Annotated in this window: 21 protein-coding genes and 1 tRNA gene; 7 read left to right on the forward strand and 15 right to left on the reverse strand. The window is 61.7% G+C overall.

Annotated elements, in window-relative coordinates:
• Positions 1 to 83: 83 nt before the first annotated feature.
• Together HS961_RS14090 and HS961_RS14095 are read right to left on the reverse strand one after the other, a co-directional pair.
• The gene (locus tag HS961_RS14090) at positions 84 to 2,594 is read right to left on the reverse strand and encodes a YgiQ family radical SAM protein (protein ID WP_182322978.1); all 2,511 of its coding nucleotides are present in this window, start codon (positions 2,592 to 2,594) and stop codon (positions 84 to 86) included.
• Positions 2,595 to 2,981: 387 nt separating this feature from the next.
• Positions 2,982 to 3,164, reverse strand: a complete 183-nt coding sequence (locus HS961_RS14095; RefSeq protein ID WP_182322980.1) for a hypothetical protein — start codon at positions 3,162 to 3,164, stop codon at positions 2,982 to 2,984.
• 214 nt (positions 3,165 to 3,378) lie between these two features.
• On the opposite strand from HS961_RS14095, the gene HS961_RS14100 reads away from it, so the two are divergent.
• The 3 genes from HS961_RS14100 to HS961_RS14110 all read left to right on the forward strand — a co-directional run bounded on the left by HS961_RS14100 (position 3,379) and on the right by HS961_RS14110 (position 4,889).
• On the forward strand, positions 3,379 to 3,972 hold the full coding sequence (locus HS961_RS14100) for an IMPACT family protein (RefSeq protein ID WP_182322982.1): 594 nt from the start codon (positions 3,379 to 3,381) through the stop codon (positions 3,970 to 3,972).
• Between the two features lie 151 nt (positions 3,973 to 4,123).
• Positions 4,124 to 4,738 carry a GAF domain-containing protein gene (locus HS961_RS14105; protein ID WP_182322984.1) on the forward strand — a complete coding sequence of 205 codons (615 nt, stop codon included), beginning with the start codon at positions 4,124 to 4,126 and terminating at the stop codon, positions 4,736 to 4,738.
• Positions 4,739 to 4,815: 77 nt separating this feature from the next.
• A tRNA-Gly gene (locus HS961_RS14110) sits at positions 4,816 to 4,889 on the forward strand.
• A gap of 55 nt (positions 4,890 to 4,944) precedes the next feature.
• Here HS961_RS14110 and phbB read toward each other — a convergent pair.
• From phbB to HS961_RS14125, 3 genes are all read right to left on the reverse strand, one after another.
• Positions 4,945 to 5,682, reverse strand: a complete 738-nt coding sequence (gene phbB / locus HS961_RS14115) for an acetoacetyl-CoA reductase (protein ID WP_182322986.1) — start codon at positions 5,680 to 5,682, stop codon at positions 4,945 to 4,947.
• 412 nt (positions 5,683 to 6,094) lie between these two features.
• Positions 6,095 to 7,276 (reverse strand): acetyl-CoA C-acetyltransferase, encoded by a 1,182-nt coding sequence (locus HS961_RS14120; RefSeq protein ID WP_182322988.1) that lies wholly within the window; start codon positions 7,274 to 7,276, stop codon positions 6,095 to 6,097.
• 147 nt (positions 7,277 to 7,423) lie between these two features.
• Entirely contained in the window at positions 7,424 to 9,181 is a 1,758-nt protein-coding gene (locus HS961_RS14125) for a PHA/PHB synthase family protein (RefSeq protein ID WP_182322990.1), read from the reverse strand.
• Between the two features lie 62 nt (positions 9,182 to 9,243).
• Between HS961_RS14125 and HS961_RS14130 the strand changes: the two genes are divergently transcribed.
• Positions 9,244 to 9,525, forward strand: coding sequence for a hypothetical protein (locus HS961_RS14130; RefSeq protein ID WP_182322992.1), 282 nt, complete (start codon positions 9,244 to 9,246; stop codon positions 9,523 to 9,525).
• Between the two features lie 6 nt (positions 9,526 to 9,531).
• On the opposite strand, the gene HS961_RS14135 is transcribed toward HS961_RS14130, so the two are convergent.
• The 7 genes from HS961_RS14135 to maiA form a co-directional block, all read right to left on the reverse strand.
• Positions 9,532 to 10,953 (reverse strand): MFS transporter, encoded by a 1,422-nt coding sequence (locus HS961_RS14135; RefSeq protein ID WP_182322994.1) that lies wholly within the window; start codon positions 10,951 to 10,953, stop codon positions 9,532 to 9,534.
• Between the two features lie 33 nt (positions 10,954 to 10,986).
• A complete protein-coding gene (locus HS961_RS14140) occupies positions 10,987 to 11,490 on the reverse strand; it encodes a GNAT family N-acetyltransferase (protein WP_182322996.1) in 504 nt (167 codons plus the stop codon).
• A gap of 96 nt (positions 11,491 to 11,586) precedes the next feature.
• Positions 11,587 to 12,015 carry a PaaI family thioesterase gene (locus tag HS961_RS14145; protein ID WP_182322998.1) on the reverse strand — a complete coding sequence of 143 codons (429 nt, stop codon included), beginning with the start codon at positions 12,013 to 12,015 and terminating at the stop codon, positions 11,587 to 11,589.
• Positions 12,016 to 12,111: 96 nt separating this feature from the next.
• The gene (locus HS961_RS14150) at positions 12,112 to 13,422 is read right to left on the reverse strand and encodes a type II toxin-antitoxin system HipA family toxin (protein ID WP_182323000.1); all 1,311 of its coding nucleotides are present in this window, start codon (positions 13,420 to 13,422) and stop codon (positions 12,112 to 12,114) included.
• A 27-nt stretch (positions 13,423 to 13,449) separates the two neighbouring features.
• Positions 13,450 to 13,761: a helix-turn-helix transcriptional regulator gene (locus tag HS961_RS14155; RefSeq protein WP_182323002.1), complete on the reverse strand. Its 312-nt coding sequence runs from the start codon at positions 13,759 to 13,761 to the stop codon at positions 13,450 to 13,452.
• A gap of 131 nt (positions 13,762 to 13,892) precedes the next feature.
• Positions 13,893 to 14,780 (reverse strand): polyphenol oxidase family protein, encoded by an 888-nt coding sequence (locus tag HS961_RS14160; protein ID WP_182323004.1) that lies wholly within the window; start codon positions 14,778 to 14,780, stop codon positions 13,893 to 13,895.
• Positions 14,777 to 15,448 (reverse strand): maleylacetoacetate isomerase, encoded by a 672-nt coding sequence (maiA, locus tag HS961_RS14165; protein WP_182323006.1) that lies wholly within the window; start codon positions 15,446 to 15,448, stop codon positions 14,777 to 14,779. The genes HS961_RS14160 and maiA overlap by 4 nt, the downstream gene beginning before the upstream one ends.
• 192 nt (positions 15,449 to 15,640) lie before the next feature.
• Between maiA and HS961_RS14170 the strand changes: the two genes are divergently transcribed.
• From HS961_RS14170 to HS961_RS14180, 3 genes are all read left to right on the forward strand, one after another.
• Positions 15,641 to 16,339 carry a fumarylacetoacetate hydrolase family protein gene (locus HS961_RS14170; protein ID WP_182323008.1) on the forward strand — a complete coding sequence of 233 codons (699 nt, stop codon included), beginning with the start codon at positions 15,641 to 15,643 and terminating at the stop codon, positions 16,337 to 16,339.
• 86 nt (positions 16,340 to 16,425) lie between these two features.
• Positions 16,426 to 17,028 carry an NUDIX hydrolase gene (locus HS961_RS14175; protein ID WP_182323010.1) on the forward strand — a complete coding sequence of 201 codons (603 nt, stop codon included), beginning with the start codon at positions 16,426 to 16,428 and terminating at the stop codon, positions 17,026 to 17,028.
• Positions 17,029 to 17,042: 14 nt separating this feature from the next.
• Positions 17,043 to 17,588 carry a hypothetical protein gene (locus tag HS961_RS14180; protein WP_182323012.1) on the forward strand — a complete coding sequence of 182 codons (546 nt, stop codon included), beginning with the start codon at positions 17,043 to 17,045 and terminating at the stop codon, positions 17,586 to 17,588.
• A gap of 100 nt (positions 17,589 to 17,688) precedes the next feature.
• Here HS961_RS14180 and HS961_RS14185 read toward each other — a convergent pair whose 3' ends face one another.
• From HS961_RS14185 to HS961_RS14195, 3 genes are all read right to left on the reverse strand, one after another.
• Positions 17,689 to 18,465, reverse strand: coding sequence for a hypothetical protein (locus tag HS961_RS14185; RefSeq protein WP_182323015.1), 777 nt, complete (start codon positions 18,463 to 18,465; stop codon positions 17,689 to 17,691).
• Between the two features lie 159 nt (positions 18,466 to 18,624).
• Positions 18,625 to 20,721 (reverse strand): NAD-dependent DNA ligase LigA, encoded by a 2,097-nt coding sequence (gene ligA, locus HS961_RS14190; RefSeq protein WP_182323017.1) that lies wholly within the window; start codon positions 20,719 to 20,721, stop codon positions 18,625 to 18,627.
• A 153-nt stretch (positions 20,722 to 20,874) separates the two neighbouring features.
• Entirely contained in the window at positions 20,875 to 21,993 is a 1,119-nt protein-coding gene (locus HS961_RS14195) for a cell division protein ZipA C-terminal FtsZ-binding domain-containing protein (RefSeq protein WP_182323018.1), read from the reverse strand.
• Positions 21,994 to 22,010: the final 17 nt, after the last annotated feature.

The following is a 22,010-nucleotide window of genomic DNA, read 5'->3' on the forward strand; positions in this document are numbered from 1 at the left end:
CCCACTCAGCAAAAAGAAAGGCGCCAAGCCTGAGCCTGAGCCTGGCGCCTTTGGCGCGTTCTAGCGCTCTCAGCGCAAAGGCTTCAGCGACCGCTCTTGCGCGCCGGGCCGGCCTTCTTACCTTGGCCAGGTTTGCCAGCGGCGGCACGCACGCCTGCACGCGGAGGCAATCCCGTGTGCTGGGTCATCAACTGGCCAGGCTTGGGCTGCGCAGTGCGGAAGCGCACATCGCCCTTGGGCTCTTGCTGCTCTTGCGGGCGGCGCGGTGCCAAGGCCACCGCCTTGCCATCCTTGTTGGTGGTGTAGCCCAGGCCATTGCCGGTTTTGGAGGTGGTGCTGTTCTTCTTGCGCGCACTTTGGTAGCTGCCATCCACCAACGGCTGGAAGGTCGGGATCAGGTGCTGCTTGCCATTGCCGATCAAGTCCGCACGGCCCATGGTTTTGAGCGCCTCGCGCAGCACGGGCCAGTTGTTGGGGTCGTGGTACCGCAGAAAGGCCTTGTGCAGGCGACGGCGCTTTTCGCCACGCACGATGTCCACGCGTTCTTCGGCCTCATCGCGCATCTGGCGGCGCACCTTGGTGAGCGTGTTGCGGCCACTGTGGTACATGGCCGTGGCGGTGGCCATCGGGCTGGGGTAGAAGGTCTGCACCTGGTCGGCGCGGAAGCCATTCTTCTTGAGCCAAATCGCCAGGTTCATCATGTCTTCATCGCTGGTACCCGGATGGGCGGCGATGAAGTAAGGAATCAGAAACTGCTTTTTGCCTGCCTCTTCGCTGAACTTCTCAAACAGCTGCTTGAAGCGGTCATAGCTGCCAATGCCCGGCTTCATCATCTTATTCAGCGGGCCGGCCTCGGTGTGCTCGGGGGCGATCTTCAGGTAGCCGCCCACATGGTGCTGCACCAGTTCCTTGATGTACTCGGGCGACTTGACGGCCAGGTCATAGCGCAGGCCCGAACCGATCAGAATCTTCTTGATACCGGGCAGCTTGCGCGCACGGCGGTAGATCTTGATCAGCGGTCCGTGGTCGGTATGCAGGTTCGGGCAGATGCCGGGGAACACGCAACTGGGCTTGCGGCAGGCCGCTTCGATCTGCGGGCTCTTGCAGCCCAGGCGGTACATATTGGCCGTGGGGCCACCCAGGTCCGAGATGGTGCCGGTGAAACCCTTGACCTTGTCGCGGATGTCTTCCAGCTCTTGGATGATGGACTCTTCCGAGCGGCTTTGGATGATGCGGCCTTCATGCTCAGTAATGGAGCAGAAGGTGCAGCCGCCAAAGCAGCCGCGCATGATGTTGACCGAAGTGCGGATCATCTCCCAGGCAGGGATCTTGGTGGCGCCGTCGTGGCTGCCGTTCTCATCGGCATACGATGGATGCGGGCTGCGGGCATAGGTCAAACCAAACACCCAGTCCATCTCGGCGGTGGTGAGCGGAATGGGAGGCGGGTTCATCCACACATCGCGGGCGGTGGTGCCTTCACCATGGGCCTGCACCAGTGCGCGGGCATTGCCGGGGTTGGTCTCCAGGTGCAGCACACGGTTGGCGTGGGCGTAGAGAATCGGGTCGCTCTTGACCTCTTCATAGCTGGGCAGGCGCAGCACGGTGCGGTCGCGCGCAGGCATCTTGGATTTGTGGCGCAACGACAGGTTGGGCACAAACTTCAGTGGCTGCACATTCGACAAGGTCGCAGCAGCTTCGCTACCAGCGGCGCTGCCGCAGGCAGGCCCAGCGCTGGTGGCAGCTGCAGCGCCCTCTTTCTCGGCGTCTTCCTTGGCGCAACTTTGGCCTTGGGCCTCCGCCTGCTCGCTCGTCGTCATGTAGGGGTTGATGTGGGGCTCGACCTCACCGGGTTCATCCACGGTGCTCGAATCCACCTCGAACCAACCGTCTTCCGACGCACGGCGGAAGAACGAGGTGCCGCGCACATCGGTGATGTTCTCGACCGGCTCACGCGCAGCAATACGGTGGGCGACTTCGACCAGCGCACGCTCGGCATTGCCATAGAGCAAGATATCGCACTTGCTGTCGACCACGATCGAGCGGCGCACCTTGTCGCTCCAGTAGTCGTAATGGGCGATACGGCGCAGTGAGCCTTCGATACCACCCAGCACAATGGGCACATCCTTGTAGGCTTCGCGGCAGCGCTGGCTGTAGACGATGGCAGCGCGGTCCGGGCGCTTGCCGCCCACATCACCGGGGGTGTAGGCATCGTCCGAACGGATCTTGCGATCAGCCGTATAGCGGTTGATCATCGAATCCATGTTGCCCGCTGTCACGCCCCAGAACAGATTGGGTTTGCCCAGCGCCTTGAAGGCCTCGGCGCTCTGCCAATCAGGTTGCGCGATGATGCCGACGCGAAAGCCCTGCGCTTCAAGCACACGGCCAATCACCGCCATGCCAAAGCTCGGGTGGTCCACATAGGCGTCACCGGTCACCAAGATGATGTCGCAGCTGTCCCAGCCGAGCTGGTCCATTTCGGCACGGCTCATCGGCAGGAAAGGCGCCGGGCCAAAGCGCTTGGCCCAGTACGGCTTGTAGCTGGTCAGCGGTTTGGCAGCGCGTTCAAAGAAAGAGACATCAATCGGGGCAGACATGGGCAACAACAGTCGTGGAGTGGTGCGCGCGGGCTCGGAGCCGGAAACGGCAGGGTCCGATATTCTATAAAAATAGCCCGTAGCACGCATTTGTACGGGTATTGATGCTATGAATTTAGAAGCGTTAGCGGAGGCAACTCCCTAGCCGGGCGATTGCAAACAGACCGCGATGTCTTTGACAGCCCCCAGGTCGGGGCTGGCGCATGGCAACATGCAAAAACCAGCTTTAAAGCCGAACTTTATTGCGCTGCATCAAATAGCCGCATATTGTCGCATGGCAAGGGGTTCACTGCAAATAAAAAAGGCAGCGTCTGCTGCCTTGGCTCCCCTGAGGATCAACTCATCGCGAAAGCAAGCCGCCTGGAACCGGCTTCGCACAGTGGCTCATTACCACTCACCGCCTTCGCGTACCCGTTGGGCCAGGTCGATATAACCGCCATCATCATTAGCGCTGGGGCTGGTGGGCAAGGCGGCCAATACTTCAGTCACAAATGCGGGCGTCTCCAATGCTGCACGTCCGAACCCATGGTTGTTCAGGGAATCCAAATTGGTTTGCAGTTGGTGTTGCATGATCGCTCCAGGCTGTTGTGTCGGTCGGTGGGTATGAATGGTTCTAAAAAATCGGGGTAGACTCGCAGCCTTTGCTGCCCAATGGTCTCCGCTTCGGTAGCTACTCCATCGCTGGAGCACTCCTGCCATTGAAACAATGATATGTGTCTAACGCATGACATCTAGGTGACGTTGACCCATAACACTGTAAGCAAACGTCTTCTTCTCGCCACGCATGCCCTATACCTTGACCCAAGCCGTTCATAGTGAACTGGTCATCAAGAAAAGCCGCTTCATCGGATGTGTCCAACCGGTTCAGGACCGTGCGCAGGCGTTGCTCATCGTCCAAGGTCTGCGCAGCCAGCACCCAGGCGCCAACCATGTTTGCTGGGCCTTGATGGCAGGCGGCCAGTCTGCCGCGGTCGATGATGGCGAGCCCAGCGGCACTGCCGGCCGGCCCATGCTCGATGTACTGCGCCACCAGCAAATTGAAGGCGCGCTCGCCACGGTGGTGCGTTACTTTGGCGGGGTCAAACTGGGCGCCGGTGGCCTCGTGCGTGCCTACACCGATGCCATCGCCCAAGCCATGCTGCAGGCAGAGAAGATTGAGCGCCAGGCCATGGCACGCCTTCAGTGCCGCCTGCCCTATGCGCTGGAGGGCGGCATGCGGCGTGAAGTTGCTGCGGCAAACGCCCAACTGCTCCATGTGAGCCATGGCGATGATGTGCTGGCCGAAATCGAACTGGTGGCATCTCAGCTGCCCGAATTTGTAACCCGCATGAACGAGTTGGGCCAGGGCCGCCTCAGCTGGATCGACAACGCCGAATGATGCAGTGCGCACGGCGCAGTCGGTACAGGACGTTCATGTAAAAGAGTAATTCATTCATGCCTGCGCGCATGCAGCCCCTTTTCGGTGCCGTTATCATCAAACGCGACCGATATGCGCTAGCGGGTAGCGCATGGAAATAGTGAGAGCATCTATGGCTATTCATTTATGGGATTACGCACCTGACGCGCTTGAAGTATCGATGAGCGAACTGCTGGTCGCCACAGCCGATTCCTCCGATGCATTGATTGACCAGAACGTCAAGGATGTGCTGCATGGCCTGCGCCAGCACCTCAAGATGGACGTGATCTTTGTCTCCGAGATCTACAATGGCCAGCGCATGTTCAAACATGTCGATCACGAAGCCGACAAGGCCTTGATCGCCACCGGTGGTGGCTCGTCGCTGGAACAATCCTTTTGCCAATGCGTGCTGGATGGCCGCCTGCCGCCGCTGGTGCACGATGCCGCCGAACACATCGAATCAGCCAAGCTACCTGCGACGCCCTTCCGCGTGGGCGCACACCTGAGCACCCCCATCATCCTCGCCGATGGCCAAGTCTATGGCACCTTGTGCTGCTTCAGCACCGAGCCGGACCCGAGCCTGCGCGATACCGACCTGCAAAAGCTTGCCGTGGTGGCCAAGCACACCGCCAAACGCATCGATGTGCGGCGCGATGCAGAACGCGATGCCGAGTTGGAGAAATGGAAGCTGCAGCCCTTGGATGACAAAAAGCAGACTTGGCAGTTTCCGGGCAAACAAGGGAATTGAGACGCAGAGCCTGCTGTAGCTTAGTCAGATCGAGGCCGCAGTGAGCCTCACGCTTACTGTGACTACAATAAGGATTCGCGGGTGTCGTTCAGTGGTAGGACTCTTGCTTCCCAAGCAAATAATGTGGGTTCGATTCCCATCACCCGCTCCAGCTAAAACAAAACGCGCCTTATTAGGCGCGTTTTTCATGGTCGGCGGCTGTGCGGTCAGTGCGTGTGCAAACCACCATTGACCGAGAACTCAGCGCCGGTCGCATAGCCGCCATCTTCCGATGCCAGCCAGGCAATGATGGCCGCAATCTCGGTGGGCTCGCCCAGGCGCTTCATCGGAATGGTGCCGACGATCTTCTCCAGCACATCGGGGCGAATGGCCTTGACCATGTCGGTGCCGATGTAGCCGGGACTGACGGTATTGACGGTGACGCCCTTGCCAGCCATCTCCTGGGCCAGAGCCATGGAGAAGCCATGCATGCCGGCTTTAGCCGCTGAGTAATTGGTCTGGCCCGCTTGGCCCTTGGCGCCGTTCACCGAGCTGATATTAACGATACGGCCCCAACCTTTTTCCACCATGTCAGCAACGACCTGCTTGGTCACGTTGAACATGGAGTTCAGGTTGGTTTCGATGACCGCTTGCCAGTCATCGGGCGTCATCTTCATGAACATGCGGTCACGGGTGATGCCGGCGTTGTTCACCAGCACATCAATGCTGCCATGCTCCGCCTTGGTCTTGGCGAAAGCCTCTACCGTCGACTCCCAGTTGCCGACATTGCCGACCGATGCATGGAATTCATAGCCTAGCGCTTTTTGTTCGCCCAACCATTTGTCGAAGTCACGGGTGGGGCCGCAACCCGCAATCACCTTGAATCCGTCTTTGTGCAAACGTTGGCAAATGGCCGTCCCAATGCCTCCCATACCGCCCGTTACATAGGCCACTTTTTGACTCATTCACGTCTCCTTGGTTTTGCTTGAGATGCTTGTGCACTACCACTGTAACCAAGAAACTTGTGCTAAAAATTCTCGTTTACGCCATGCGAACAATTTCTTGCAGTCGCCCGTTATTTCGGTGATTTCTAGCTGTTTTTCCATCAAAAACGCGCTTGATTGCGGCGCGCTTCTGATCGTTTTCGCGCCCCCTATAGAAAACCCTATCAGGCAACACCAGGTCATAGTCAGGTATTTTTTTAGTTGCAGTCACATTTTTACTGAGACCAATGAAACCGGTTATGGCACCCTGAAGGCGAGGGGCCGTGGCGTGCCGGTTCCAAGCCCGATTCAGCGCATGAAGATCCGATCAATAGCCATGAAAAAACCGCCCCTCAGGGCGGTCAGCAGCTGAAAATGGCAGGTGATCAGCGCATCACAGACGCTCTACCGCAAGGGCCACACCCATACCGCCGCCAATGCACAGGCCGGCAATACCGCGCTTGGAGCCACGGCGCTTCATCTCGTGCAGCAAGGTCACCAGAATACGCGCACCAGATGCGCCAATCGGGTGGCCGATGGCAATGGCGCCGCCATTCACGTTCACCTTGCTGGTGTCCAGATCCAGCTCCTGGTTCACGGCACAGGCTTGGGCCGCAAAGGCTTCATTCAGCTCGAACAGATCCACCTCTTCCGCCTTCCAGCCGGTCTTGGCCAGCACCTTGCGCACGGCATGCATGGGGCCCATGCCCATGATCTTGGGGTCCAGGCCCACGGTGGCAAAGCCGGCAATGCGTGCCAATGGCTCAGCGCCCAGTTCCTTGGCTTTTTTGGCGCTGGCAATCACCAGGGCGGCAGCGCCGTCGTTCAGACCGGATGCATTGCCAGCGGTAACGGAACCGGCCTTGTCAAAGGCGGGCTTGAGGCTGGCCAGCGCTTCGCCATTGGTCTTGCGGTTGATGTATTCATCGGTCTTGAAAGCGACCGGATCACCCTTGCGCTGCGGGATTTGCACGGTGACGACTTCTTCGTCGAACTTGCCGGCGTCTTGCGCGGCGGCGGCCTTTTGCTGGCTGGCCAGCGCAAAGGCATCTTGCTTGTCGCGGTCGATATGGAACTCTTTGGCCACGTTCTCGGCGGTGATACCCATGTGGTACTGGTTGTACACATCCCAGAGGCCATCGACGATCATCGTGTCGGTCATCTTCCAGTCGCCCATGCGCTGGCCGTCACGCGAGCCATTGAGCACGTGGGGCGAGAGGCTCATGTTTTCCTGGCCACCGGCCACGACGATCTCTGCATCGCCCTGCCCTACGGCCTGCGCTGCCAGCATCACCGCCTTGAGGCCAGAGCCGCACACGGCGTTGATGGTCAGCGCTGGCGTCTTCTTGTCCACACCAGCCTTGATCATCGCCTGGCGAGCGGGGTTTTGGCCCACCCCTGCCGCCAGCACCTGGCCCATGATGACTTCATCGACCTGGTCTGGCGCGACCTTGGCGCGGCTCAGCGCCTCCTGGATGACGGTGGCACCCAAATCGGTGGCGGGCACCTTGGCCAGCGAGCCGCCAAATTTGCCAACAGCCGTACGCACGGCGGAGATGATGACGATGTCTTCCATGATGTTTTCCTTTTCAAAATAGGCACTGAGGCCGTCTTGTCAGGCTGCAATGCAGGCTAGATTATTGCACCGCAGCATTGAACCGGCGAGGCCGTTCGACGCGCATTGCAAGCAACTAAATGTTTAAGAAAGGCCTGGGTAGAAGGCTCAGGCTTTGGCCTGCACATAGCTGCCCGGCGCAGGCTCCAGCGCCTGGTACTCGGTGCGCGCGCGCCCATAGCTCTTGGGCGCTGCCACCTTTTTACCGGCATGCTGGGTCAGCCACTGGCTCCAGTCCGTCCACCAACTGCCGGGCAATTCATCGGCACCGGCGATCCAGGCATCGATATCCGCGGGCAGATCGCCGTCCTCACGCAACCAATGGCTGCGCTTGTTCTTGGCAGGCGGGTTGATAACGCCTGCAATATGGCCTGAAGCGCCCATGACAAAGCGCTTGTCGCCTCCCAGCACCTGGGTGGATGCGTAGGCTGCACCAATCGGCACAATATGGTCTTCGCGCGAGCCGTAGATATAGATGGGCATGTCGATCTGGCCTACATCGATCTTCTCGCCGCACACCGTTAGCGCACTGGGCTGCACCAGCTTGTTTTCCAGGTAGAAATTGCGCAGGTACCAGGCGTAATAAGGCCCGGGCAGGTTGGTACTGTCGCTGTTCCAGTACAGCAGATCGAAGGGCGGCGGCGTCTCGCCCTTGAGGTAGTTGCCCACCACATAGTTCCACACCAGGTCGACGGGGCGCAAAAAGCTGAAGGTGGAGGCCAGCTCCGGCCCCGGCATCAGGCCGTTCTGGCCCATGGTCATCTCGCGGAACTTGACGAAGTTCTCGTCAATGAACACGTCAAGAATGCCGGTGTCTGCAAAGTCCACCAAGGTGGTCAGCAAGGTGGCGCTGGCGACAGACTCGTCGCCCCGCGCAGCCAGCACCGCCAGCGCATTGACCAGCATGGTGCCGCCCACACAAAAGCCCAGCGCATTGATCTGGGGTTTGCCGGAGATGGCCTTGACCACCTCGATGGCTTCCAGCACCGCGCCGCCAATGTAGTCGTCCCAACCCTTGTTGCCCAGGCTGGCATCAGGGTTGCGCCAACTGACCACAAAGGTGCGGTGGCCCTGGGCCACGCTGTGGCGGATCAACGAGTTGTCCGGCTGCAGATCGAGGATGTAGTACTTGTTGATGCAGGGCGGCACAAACAGCATGGGCCGCTCGTACACCTGGGTGGTCAGCGGTTTGTATTCGATGAGCTGGAACAGTTCATTCTGGAAAACCACCGCCCCTTCGCTGGTCGCCACATTCTTGCCGACTTCGAACAACGACTCGTCCGTCATTGAGACATGGCCCTGGCGCATGTCGGCGAGCATGTTCTGCAGGCCCTGGGCAATGCTTTGGCCCTGGGTATCGATGGCCTTCTTCTGCGCCTCGGCATTGAAGGCCAGGAAATTGCTCGGTGCGGTTGCCGCAAGCCATTGCTCCACCCCAAACCGGACACGGGCACGGGTTTTTTCATCGCCCTGCACAGCATCCACCATGGCCATCATCGTCTTGGCATGCAGCGCATAGCTGGCTGCGGTGAACGAAGAGACCGGGTTTTGCTGCCAGGCCTCGCCAGCGAAGCGGCGGTCCTTGGGCAGGGCCACCTCACCTTTGGCGCCTTCCGTCCACAAGGCCAGCGCCGCCTGCGCATACTGGGCCTGCACGGCCTGCAGCTTGTCCATGTCAAAGCTGACGGGTGGCGTGGCCGCAGGGGCCTGCCCGACCCCCGCCATCAAGCTGGTGGGCGCGCCCATGGCGTTGAACGGTGCTGCCATCGTCTGCAAGGACTGCATGCGCTCCATCCATTGCTGCGTCATCTGGCTGAGTTGCTGGATCTGGTCGCTGCCCAGTCCCCAATACGGTTGCTGCGTCATCGTTGTCTCCCAAAACAGGCGCCATGCAGGGCATGGGCGTCTGTGCATCTTAGGCGCAAAAAATGGCAGCCACATGCCAGTGGCGAACAACTTCGGGTAAATTCCAGGGCATGTATCTGATAGCGATAGCCTGGCTTTATGTGGTGGTGCTGATGGCGGTGGTGGAAGCTGTCAGCCCCCAGGGCAGCGTGCTGGGCGCCTTTTTTACCCTGCTGCTGTACGGCGCGTTGCCGCTGGGCCTCTTGCTGTTTATTGCCGGTACGCCAGCGCGGCGCCGCAAGCGCCACCAGGCTGAGGCAGAGGCCCAAAAGGCTTCTCCCCTGCCACCTTCCGATCCATCTTAGGACGCGTTAATGCGCTGAGTGCCGCAGGCGCAGGCTGCTGAATACACCGGACATCGCGGCAAAGCCTGCCGCCAGGTACAGCGCTACCGTCGTGCCATGGCCGCTGGCCACTGGCCAAATGGTGAAGATGATGGCGACCAGCACGGCACCCAGCGACTGCCCGGTGAGCCGTGCAGTGCCCAGCATGCCGCTCGCGGCACCCGCGCGGGCCAGCGGTGCAGAGGTGACGATGGTGTGATTGTTAGGCGATTGGAACAGCCCAAAGCCCAGGCCACACAAAGCCATGCGCCAACCGATATTGAGATCGCTCGGGTCCACCGGCAGCAACGCCAGGCTCAGCAGGCCCAGCGCCAAAATCGCCATGCCGATACCGCCCAGCAAACCGTCTTCCACCCGGCCGATCAAGCGGCCCGCCATCGGGGCCACCATCACAATCGCCACCGACCAGGCCGTCATCAGCATGCCAGCGGCAAAATGGCTGCGCTGCAGCGCATCAAGCAGCAAAAATGGCAGCGCGATGAAGGACAGCATCTGCGCCGCAAAGGCACCAATGGACGCGCCCATGGACAGCGCAAAAATCGGAATGCGCAACAGATCGAGCGGCAACAAGGGCAGGCTCAGCTTGCGCTGGCGCAGCACGTACCAGGCGCCCAAGAGCAGGCCCAGACCCAGCATCAGCCAGCCCGATGCGGCGGAGCCGCCCGACTCCATGCCATGGCGTGCGCCGATGCGCTCCGCGCCCAAAAACACCAGCGAGAACATCGCAAAGTTCAGCACCACATCAATCGGCGTCAACTTGGCATGCGGTGCATCCAGCAGCTGCTGCGGATTGCGCGGCAAGGCCTTGCGGCCCAGCCACAAGGTCAGAATGCCTAGCGGCACATTGATCGCAAACAACCAGGGCCAGCTGGCGACCGACAAAATCAGCGCCGCCACACCCGGCCCAGCTACTGACGAGATGGCCACCACCAGCGAGTTGAGCGCCATGCCCTTGCCCAGCTTGGCCGCCGGGTAGGTCAGCCGCACCAAGGCGGCATTGACAGCCATCACCCCTGCCGCGCCCATGCCCTGCAGGCCACGCGCTGCAATCAGCAGCCACAGCGATTGGGCGAACATGGCCACGGCAGAGGCCAGGGTAAAGCAGACCAGGCCCACCAGGTAGACCTTGCGGTAGCCAATGCGCTCGCCCAGCGCGGCCAAGGGCAGCAGCAGACCCAGGGTGCCGAGCTGGTAGGCGTTGATGATCCAGATCGCTTCGGCAGGCGATGCCTGCAGTTCTTTGGCCACCGTGGGCAGTGCCAGGTTCATGATGCTGCCGTCCAGCACCGCCACAATCAGGCCCAGCACGATGACCAGCATGGCCCAACGCCGCTCCGGCATAGGCAGGCCCTCGTTCAGCGAGGCCGGGCGAATGCCGATCTCAGCCATGGCGAATCACCGATATGGTTGAAGCGGCGTTCTTCATCGCGGGACACTTTCCAAGATCTGCGTCTCGCCCGGGTAGAGCATGGTTAGGTGGGGAATGCCATCTTCCATATAGGGCTCCGAGACGACTTCGAATCCGCAGCCTTCGTAGAACTTCTGCAAATAGGCTTGGGCGCCAATGCGGATCGCTGTGCCCGGCCACAGGCGGTCGGTCTCTGCCATCGCGTGGCGCATCAATTCCCAGCCAGCGCCCGTGCCACGCATGGCTTGCATGACGGCCACACGCCCAATGGAGGGCTCGGCATAGGGCAGGCCGGGTGGCAGCACGCGCACATAGGCCTGCAGCACGCCTTGCGGGTCACGCCCCAGCAGGTGCCAAGCGCTTTGGTCCTTGTAGTCTAGGTCCTGGAAGGCGACCTGCTCAGCAATGAAGACTTGGCAGCGCACATGCAGCAGGTCGTAGAGCTGCGGTACATCGAGTTCGGAAAAAGTCTGGAAGGACCAGATGAGCTGGTCCACCGTTAGAGAAGGCTTTGGCATGTTCTGTCCATGTATCGAGAGCCTGGGGACAGCGGCCACAGGCCCAACTGCGCGTTGTTGCGCAACATCGCGCACCATCTCACGCCAGTGTGAGAATCAATCGGTCTTGGTCTGTTTTTTGGCGGCCTGCAGCGATTGCACGACTTCGGGCATCACATACTTGAAGGTGCCCGTCGCATGGCTGCACAAGGCGCCTTGCTCGTCATACAGCCAGGCCTCACAAAAGGCCATGCGGCTGCTGCGCGAGAGCAGCTTGGCTTTGGCCACCAAGGCGCCTTTGGCAGGCGCCATAAAGCTGGTCTTCATCTCAATCGTCACCGCACCGCTGCCAGGGATGGCACTGCGGGCCGCATGAGCCATGGTCACATCCAGCAAGGTCATCGACGCCCCGCCATGCGTCACCTCATAGCTGTTGAGGTGCTCAGGCCGCGCGCGGTAATGCAGTTCCGCCTCGCCGTTTTCCCAGCGGTGCAAGCTAAAGCCCAGGTGGCTGACAAAAGGGATTTCAACTTCAAAGGGCAGCACAGCACAGGCTCCAGCAACAGGCAAGCGTGGAGCATACCGCTTTTGGCTGCTTTCCTGGGGCAAACCCTGACATACAAGCGACAGACAGTGGGGGAATCAGGCAGCAATTGCCACGCCGCCGCGCAGGCGCTCGTTTATCACCGCGGCCATGCCAGCAGGGGCCTGGGCCAGCAGGCCGGGCCAGCTGTTCTGCGCCTGCCGCACCACCTCCTTGAGCAGGCTGATATGGCGCGGCACGCGCAGCAAGCCGGCGCTCTTCAGCAGTGCCGCCACATCATCCCAGCTCAGCGCCCGCATGGTAGTGTCAATGGCCTTGTTGACGGCATACTGCTGCGCGGCCGAACCCTCAAAAAAGGCAGCGACACAGACGCAGTCGTACACCGGCGCCAAGCGGGGTTGTCGCCCATCGGGGTAGACGAGAGCCCAGTTTTTCAGATGGGCATCGGTATTGCCCATCAGGATGGCCGCTACCGTGCGGGCCAAGAACTCGCGGGTATCGGCCACCGGCTGGGGGCTCAGGCGATCAAGCACGCGCAGCATGGTCGGCCAGTCCTGCTGCAGGCCCTTGCCATATTTGTGGCGTGGCGCATAGCCCAGGGCCTGGTTGAACTCCTCCATGTGCACGCGGGTGCCGTCGGGCAGGTGGTCAAAGCGCTGCACGGCCAAGATCTCGTCAAACGGCAGGTGCTCGGGCAGATCAGCCTGCGCGCGGCTGATGATCTGCGCATCCGCCGTCGTCAACCCCAAAGCCTGGCACAGCCGGTAGCAGCTGTACTCATTGGCCACCAGGTCGGGGTGTTGGGTGCTGGGCAGCTTCAGGATCACGCTGCCCGCTGCACCCCGGCGGCGGACCGTGTAGCGCCGGCCATCCTGCACGGCGCTGAACTTGGTGACGATGCCTGGCAGCGATGCAGCATCGGCCACCGGAAACTCGACAAATCCGGGCTCGAGCACATCCAGGCCTTGCGAGGTGTGCCAGTGGCGCACCACGTCCGGAATGGTTTCATCGCGCGGCACGGGCTCCACCTCCAGCGCGCCCATCAGGTCATGGCCGGCAGCGGCCAAAAGCTCAAATTCGTCATCGGGCGAGCAGCCGCGCTCCGCAGCCAGGCGCTGGCGGTTATGGCCTTCGGGCAGCAGGTTCTGAAAATACACGGGCCAGCGCCCATCGGTGCGCACCAAGCGGGCGTCGCGCGCAGCATGCAAGATGCGCTGGGTGTCGGCCTCGGTAGAGCCCTGGTAGCTCAGCGACAACAAGGGCCGCTGCGGATCGGCGATATAGCTGTCTTCGAACGACACACGCAAGATATCGCCGTACTGCGACAGGTAGCCGATGGCCCGCCGCCCGCCCCCCAGGCTGGCGGGCTGGTGCATGTACAAACGCAGATAGCGGATGGAGGTGCTCATGGTGGACGCTCCAAAGGTGGTATCGCTTTAGGCTTTACGGCTTGCCAGGCTGTCCACCACCGAAGGTGGTGCCTCGGCACCCGTCGGTTGGCCTAAAAACTTGCCGCCGGACTGGATAAATGCCTGCAGCGCGGGCAGCAAATCTGCCGGCACTGCCACCAGCTGCATGCCCAGTACACGGGCCATTTCGGCCACGGTGGAGTAGCGTGGGTCCACATCGCCCGTTTCGGTGCGCTGCACTGCCATGCGCGACAGGCCTGCCTGCTCAGCCAATTGGGCCTGGGTCAGTTGCTGGGCTTTGCGTGCTGCCACCAAAGTGGCCATCAGAGGGGTAGTCATGCTGCATATTCTACTCTTTACTAAAAAAATGAGTAGGCTAACGAGCATTATTGTTCGCAAGAAAGATGCAAAAAGTACTCATTTTTATAAAAATGAGTACTTTAAGTTGATTGCGTTCCGAGAGTGCCGACTTATGCCACCCAAATACAGGCTGCAAAGCGCCCGGTGCCGCCTGTGGGCGAGCCATCGCGTCGGTGCGAGAAAAACTGTGAGGGATTGGCTACCGTGCACCATTCTTGGCTGCCATCATTGCCAAACTGCTGCGCAATACCCAGGCGCAGCAGCCGGTGGCGGGCCAAGCCGCTCAGGTTAGCAAAAAACTTGCCCGATTTGCCGGGTTCAAACAGTGGTGCGCAATGCGGGTCCGGTCCCACAAAGGCGGCTTGCACTTCGGCGCCCACCTCAAACGCGGGCTGGCTGATGCATGGGCCCAGCCAGGCCATGGTTTGCGCGGCAATCTGGGCATCGCTCATCGCTTCTTGCCCCGGCTGCTGTCGCACCTTTTGCGCATAGGCCGCAAAGCAGCCCTCCAGCACTCCAAAGCCATCCTGACCCAACAAGCCCCGCCAACCGGCGTGGGCCGCGCCCACCACCGGCAACTGCTGGTGGCAGAACAAGACGGGCAGGCAATCGGCGGCCATCACCGTGCAACCAAGGCCGGGCACATCGCTGACACTGGCGTCGGCAGGCTGCGCATCGCCGCCGCTATAGCCCTCGCCCAGCACCTGCACATGGCTGCCATGCACCTGGCGCACAAACACCGGCTGGCGCGGGCGGGCGGCATCCGCACGGCGCCCGGCTTTAAGCTCCAGCGCCTGCATGGCCTGGGCCAGCAACTGCCGGTTGCGCTCCACGTGGGCAGGCACATCGCCCACGTTAAAGCTCAGGTTGGTGGTGCCAAACAGGCCCTCGCTGGCACCGCCAGCACGGGTGGTACACAGCGCAAACACGCCCGGCGGCGTGGGCCACTGGGGCAGCAGCCAATCAGCGGGGAAGCAGGTTGGATCAGCGGCACTCATGGCTGGGCATCCGGGCATGCGGCGGGCTGGGCCTTTTGCACCGCCTCAGTCGCAAAGGCTGTGTCATAGGCGGCCATGGTCAGCGGCAGGCAGTCCAGGTTCACCTGAAAACGCTGGGCATTGAAGATCTGCGGCACCAGCGCGCAGTCGGCCAGGGTCAGGCTATCGCCCCAGCAAAAGCGCGATGCTGCCAGGCCCTGCGCCTTGCGCTCAGCCGCCAGAAGCACCAGTTGGCGCTCAAAGGCCTCCAGCCCGGTGCGACACCAGTGCTGGTACCACTGGGTTTTTTCGGCATCGCTGTGGCCCAGCTCCTTGCTGAGGTAGCCCAATACCCGCAAGTTGTTAATGGGATGGATCTCGCAGGCCACCTGCAGCGCCAGCGCGCGGATGCGGGCCCGTGCCAGCGCATTGCCGGGCAGCATCGAAACCGTATCAGGATAGGCCTCGTCCAGCCACTCGATCACCGCCAGCGACTGGTTCAGCCACTGGCCATCATCCGTCTCCAGCGCCGGCACCAGCGCATCGCCGACATGGCTGGCAAAGGCCGGAGCACGGTGCTCAGCTTTGACCAGATGCACCGGCAGGTAGTCGTAGGCCAGGCCCTTGGCCTGCATGGCAATGCGCACCCGGTACGAGGCCGAGGAGCGGAAATAGTTGTGCAGCTTCATGGCGCCTGAGCATAACGCAGACGACTAGAGCCGTGAGGCAGCCAGTCGCCCGCATGACAGCCGGGCCAGCCCAAAACAGGCATGCGCACCATGGCCCCGGCCGGCAAGCCAGCAGAGGGGTTTGTTTTGCCGCATAATTTTTGACACCGCTTCAATCGGGCGGGTTTTAACTGCCTTCAACCAAAGTCCAGCATGAGCCAATATGTCATTCCCCCGGCCTCGCCAACCGGCGTGCCCGTCCAAGGCAGCGACCAGCTGTTCCCCGTGCGCCGCGTCTACTGCGTGGGCCGTAACTACGAAGATCATGCCAAGGAAATGGGCTTTAGCGGCCGCGAGGCGCCCTTCTTCTTCATGAAGCCCGCCGATGCGGTGGTGCCCGTCGCAGCAGGCAGCACCGGCCAGATCCCCTACCCGACGCTGACCAACAACCTGCACCATGAGATTGAGCTGGTCGTGGCCATCGGCAAGGGCGGCAAGAACATTGCTGCAGCCGATGCTGCTGCGCATATCTGGGGCTATGGCGTGGGTCTGGACATGACCCGCCGCGACCTGCAAAACGAGATGAAAAAGCAAGGCCGTCCCTGGGAAATCGGCAAGGCCTTTGAAGGCAGCGCGCCCATCGCCCCCCTGGTGCCCGCCGCCCAGGCCGGTGATATCCACAACGCCGAGATCTGGCTGCAGGTCAACGGCGCCGAACGCCAGCACAGCAATGTGCAAAAGCTGATCTGGAACATTGCCGAGACGATTGAAGTGATCTCGCAAGCCTGGGAGCTGCAAGCCGGCGACCTGATCTTTACCGGCACGCCCGAAGGTGTGGGCGCCGTCGTCAAGGGCGATGTGCTGGAAGGCGGCGTGACCGGCCTGCCCCCGTTGAAAATCCAACTGGTGTAAGGCCAGGACAACGCGCCACCCGCTGCGGTGGCGCTTTTTTTTGACCATGGCCGCAAGCAGCGCGAGCTTGACGCACAATAGAACGCATGACTTCACGCGCCCCCGTTGATTTTTGCCGCCGCTGCGGCACCCAGGTTGAGCACCGCCTGCCCGATGACGGCGACACCAAGATCCGCGCCATCTGCCCTGCTTGCCATACGGTCCATTACGAGAACCCGCTGAACGTCGTGGGCACCGTCCCCTATATGGATGACAAGGTACTGCTGTGCCGGCGCAATATCGAGCCGCGCAAAGGCTACTGGACCTTGCCCGCCGGCTTTATGGAGCTGAACGAAACCACCGGCCAGGGCGCCGAGCGCGAGACCGATGAGGAGGCCGGCGCCGATATCACGATGGGCCCGCTGTTCTCTCTGGTCAATGTGCCGCATGTTGGCCAGGTGCATTTGTTCTACCTGGCGCAGCTGCAAAGCACCACCTTCAACCCCGGCTGGGAGACCATCGAAGCCCAGCTGTTCAGCGAGGCGGACATCCCCTGGGATGAGATCGCTTTCCGTACCGTCAAAGTCACGCTGGAGCGTTATTTTGCAGACCGTAAGCGCGGCGCGTTCAACATCCATGTCATCGACCTGGAGGCGCCTGCCGGCCCGCTGGTTTCGCCCAAGCCCTCCTCTACGCTGACCTCGTCTTGACCGGACTGCCCACCATGATCACCAGCACCACCCCGTCGCATGCTCGCCGCCGCCTTCTGTCTGCCATGGCCCTGCCCGCACTGGCTGCCACGGCCAGCCTGCTGCCCCGCTTTGCGCATGCCGCCAAACTGCAAGACATGGCTTTGGCGTTGGTGGAGAAGTACAAGCTCGGCCACAGCCTCCCGCAGGTCGGCTTACAGATTGCCGCCAAGTCGCCCGAGTACCAGGCCCTGATCGACAAGATGGGCCAACAGCAAGCCGGCCAGGCGATGATCGCAGCTACCCGCACCGTCGCAGCCGACTACCAAAAGCGATGGGATACGCAATTGGCAAATGCCTATGCCCAGAACTTCAACGAAGCGCAGCTGAAATCCTTGCTGGACCAAGGCCCGCAATCGCCCCATGCGCAGCTGATGCAAAGCAAGCAGGCCGACATCAACCGCATGATGCAGCAGTCGAGCTCCAGCCTGCTGCGCGAGATGATGGCCAAGGCCTATGCCAAGGCACAGCAACCCGCCCAGGCACCCAGTCCCGCTGCGGCCAAAAAACAAAAGCCTTAGGCGGTTCGGGCAGGCCTGCCCAGGGCTTCTCAATCCCATCCAGGCAAAAAAATGCCGTACCCAGCGCTCAGCGGGTACGGCATTTTTGTGTGCGGGCAGGTCAGCGGCTGTCGCGCTTGGCCTGGGCCGCCCGGGTTTTGGACTGGCCGCTGGCCTGGATCTTTTTGTTGATCGGCTGGGCCTTGATGGGATTGCCCCGGCTGGCCGCTGCAGGCTGGCTAGTGGGCACAGCACCCTGCGCTGCGGCGGCTGCATTGCCAGCCACCTTGGCGGTACCAGCAGCGGTTCTCCGCGCTTTGGCAGGCGATGCGGCGGCCGATGCCGCTTTTTTGGCCGGGGCCTTGGTGGCCTTGGTGGCCTTGCTAGCGCTTGCAGCTTTCTTCACGGCAGTGGCGGGCGTTGCCTTGCTGGCGGATTTGTTAGCGGTTTTGGTCGCAGTTTTCGCAGCGGTTTTTGGTGCGGCAGTTGTCGCTTTTTTCGCGGCGGCAGCGGGCTTTTTAGCAGCGCTCTTCACGGCTGTGGTCTTGCTGCTTTTGGCCACCGTAGGTTTGGCAGCCGCCTTCTCTGCAGCCGCTTGCACCTTGGTCAAGCGTTCTTCCAAACGGCCCAGCACCTCTTGCATGATCTCGGCCTTTACCTCCGTGCGGTTGTTGTCATTGCCCGCTGGTCGGCGCGCCGCTGCCGGGCCCTTCTGGGTTTTGACCGTCTGGCGTTGGAAGAGATCGCGGTACTTGGCGCGCAAGGTTCGGGTGCGGCTGATCTTGCTGCTGAGCTGTCGCTCGGTCAGATCCTTGATGGCAGTCGCACGGCTGGCTTGGAACAGCTCCAACTCTGGCTTGGTCAGCAAGGTCTGAACTTGTCTCAGGGTATAGCTCACGGCATCTCCTCTGCATAAAAAAGCAGGGCTGCAGGATGGCAGCCACTGGCGTTTTTCATCGTATTGACATCTGACACACGCCGATGTCAGAGAAAGCCCCTATCCCTGCCCACTCGCCATCTGCTGAGCCACGCAGATCAACCAGCGGCTGGCCGCCAATCAAGGCGCGCCGTTTTGCAAAAGCCGCAGCATGGCCGCTTCGTCCAACACCGTCACGCCTAGCTCCTGTGCCTTGGTCAGCTTGCTGCCAGCGTCTGCGCCTGCCACCAGGTAATGGGTCTTCTTGCTGACCGAGCCCGAGACCTTGGCACCGGCCGCTTCCAGCAGGTCCTTGGCTTCATCGCGTCCCATCGTCGGCAAGGTGCCGGTCAGCACCACGGTCATGCCCGCCAAGATCTGCGCGGGCTTCTCGGCCGGCACCGCTTCGTCCCAGTGCACCCCCGCAGCGCGCAGCTGCTCGACCACCTCGCGGTTGTGCGGCTGCGCAAAAAAGGTGTGCAGGCTGTTGGCAACGACCGGCCCCACATCGTTGACCTGCAGCAAGTCCTCGACCGAGGCATCCATGATCGCGTCCATCACGCCAAAATGCTTGGCCAAGTCCTTGGCGGTGGATTCCCCCACATGGCGAATACCCAGACCCAGCAGAAAGCGGGCGAGGCTGGTTTTTTTGGACGACTCCAGCGCGGCGAGCACATTCTGTGCTGATTTCTCAGCCATGCGATCCAGGCCGGACAGCGTGGCGATGCCCAGCTTGTAGAGGTCGGGCAGGCTGCGGATCACGCCGCTGTCGACCAGTTGGTCGACCAGCTTGTCGCCCAGGCCTTCAATGTCCATCGCGCGACGGTGTGCGTAGTGCAGGATGGCCTCCTTGCGCTGGGCCACGCAAAACAGGCCACCAGTGCAGCGGTGGTTGGCCTCGCCTTTTTCGCGCACCACATCGCTGCCGCAGACCGGGCATTGGCGGGGCATCGCGAAGTTGGGCACATACTGTGCCCGCTCGCCGGGCACCCGGCCCGCCACCTCGGGAATCACATCGCCCGCGCGGCGCACGATGACATCGTCCCCAACGCGCACACCCTTTTTGCGGATGTCGAACACATTGGACAAGGTGGCGTTGGTAACGGTGACACCGCCGACAAATACCGGCGCCAGGCGCGCCACCGGTGTCAGCTTGCCGGTGCGGCCCACCTGCACATCAATGCCTTCCAGCCGAGTGACCATCTCTTGCGCCGGGTACTTGTGCGCTACCGCCCAACGCGGCTCGCGGCTGACAAAGCCCAGCTCCTGCTGCAGCGCGCGGCTGTTGACCTTGTAGACGACGCCATCGATCTCATAACCCAGGTTGGCACGCTCCGCCCCCATGCGCTGGTGGAAGGCCACCAGCTCTTCCGCACCCTTGGCCACACAGACCTGTGGCGCCACCGGAAAGCCCCAGGCGCGCAGCTGCATCAGCATCGCGTAGTGGCTGTCCCATTGCATACCGCCCTGGGCAGCAGGGGTGACCTCGCCCACGCCATAGGCAAAAAAGGACAGCGGTCGCTGCGCGGTGATGCTCGAGTCAAGCTGGCGTACGGCGCCGGCAGCTGCATTGCGTGGGTTCACAAAGGTCTTGCCGCCAGCGGCTTCTTGCTTGCGGTTCAGCGCATCAAAAGCATCGCGGCGCATATAGACTTCGCCGCGCACCTCCAGCACCGGCGGCGCGCCGGCATCCGGGCGCAACTGCAAGGGGATCTGGCGGATGGTGCGGATATTGTGGGTGACATCCTCGCCCACTTCGCCATCACCCCGGGTGGTGGCCTGTACCAGGCGACCCGCCTCGTAACGCAGGTTCATCGCCAGGCCATCAAACTTGGGCTCGGCCACGTATTCGACGGCGGGGTCCGTCGCATCCAAGCCCAGCTCCTTGCGGATGCGGGCATCAAAGGCCTGTGCGCCGCTGGCCTCGTTGTCCGTTTCGGTGCGGATGCTGAGCATCGGCACGGCATGGCGCACCGGGGTCAGTCCGTCCAGGATCGCGCCAATCACGCGCTGCGTGGGCGAATCTGCACTGTGCAATTCAGGGTGGGCTTTTTCCAGCGCTTCAAGTCGCTGGTAGACGCGGTCGTATTCGCCATCGGGCACCGAGGGCGCATCCTGCACATAGTATTCATGCGCCCACTGCAGCAGCTGCGCGCGCAGCGCCTGCACTTCGGTGGCGGCATCTTGGGGGGCATCGCCAGCAGCGGGTGATGCGAAAAGATCAATATTCTCAGCCATGCGGCTTGACTCCGAAAATCTGGCAAAGCGCGGGGCTCTGCGGGCTCTGATGCCTGCGACTATACGGCCAAAGCCGCAGCGCTAGCGTTTAAAAAGCGGCTGCTGCAAAGCAAAAAAGGCTGCACAGGCAGCCTTTTTCACAGCGGTGGCCGCTTAGCTGAACAGGCGGCGCGCAGCCAGCGAACCGGCAGCCAGATCGCGCTGCTCGAGCTGGTCGTAGAGGTTTTCCAGATCCTGTGCGATCGGGTCGACCACCATGATCGGCAAAGGCGTGCCGTTCTGGTCGCAGATGACGCCATCCATCTCGGCACACAGTGCCTCGGCAGCGGTGCGCATCTTGTCGAAGGGCTTCTCGCTGCGGGCGACGTGGGGCACATCCAGGCTCAGCAGCACATCGCGCAAGGCGCTGGCTTCCGGGTCGTCGGCCAGGGCGGCCTGGGCGTCATAGGTCAGCGCCAAAATCGCCGGCATTTGCTCTATGCCCGATGGCATCACCATGCGGCCGGGGCCAGCGGGGACAAAACCATGCTTGGCTGCCACCTGGGCCACATAGCCAGGGCTCCAGGATGCGCGCTTGGCGCGCAGCATAAAGGCCAGTTGCGCATCATGCTCGCTGGCAAAGGCATCGAGCTCACGGGCGCGGGCTACCTCTTGCAGCATGTCAGGCGCATCATGCGCCGCGCCAATGCTGTCGGCAAACTGCTGCACCTTGGTGACGAACTCGGAGAACTCGATCTCGTTCATCGGGCCATGGCGGTTGGCCAGCTGCACACCGGCCTGAAAGGCGGTGTAGCGGGCGCCAGCGCGTGGCAGCTCCCAGGTCTGGTTGCTGTCGTTCAGCCCCTCAATATTGAAAGCCTTGTTGCCTGCGCGAAAGCTGCTGGGCATGGCGGCGATGGCGGCATTGCCCGAGACAATGCCATCGGTGTGGATGGGTGCAATCGCATCGGTCAGCGGATCGAGGATTTGCTGGCGGTCGCCCAGGTAGGTGCCAGGATTGCCGCTGCGCGCCGTGGCCCCTGCTGCAAAGGCATCGCCACTGCCATGGCCACCCATCTGGGCGTCAAACACCGGGTCGCCGGTGGCAGACGAAGCAGCGCGGCCATCAAAGCCGGGCTCGTAACGCATTTCTGCAGATTCACCCAACTGACCGGGCTCTTCAGGCCGGGGTTTCTTGGGCTCATTGCGGCGTGCCGACCAGGTGTTGTAGGCGATGTACAAAACCAGAATCACCCCGAAGGTGATCACCAACGCCAGTTGAAAATTACTCATACGTTTTCGTTTTTAAA

The sequence above is a fragment of the Comamonas piscis genome (assembly GCF_014109725.1).
In the GTDB taxonomy this organism is placed as follows: domain Bacteria; phylum Pseudomonadota; class Gammaproteobacteria; order Burkholderiales; family Burkholderiaceae_C; genus Comamonas; species Comamonas piscis.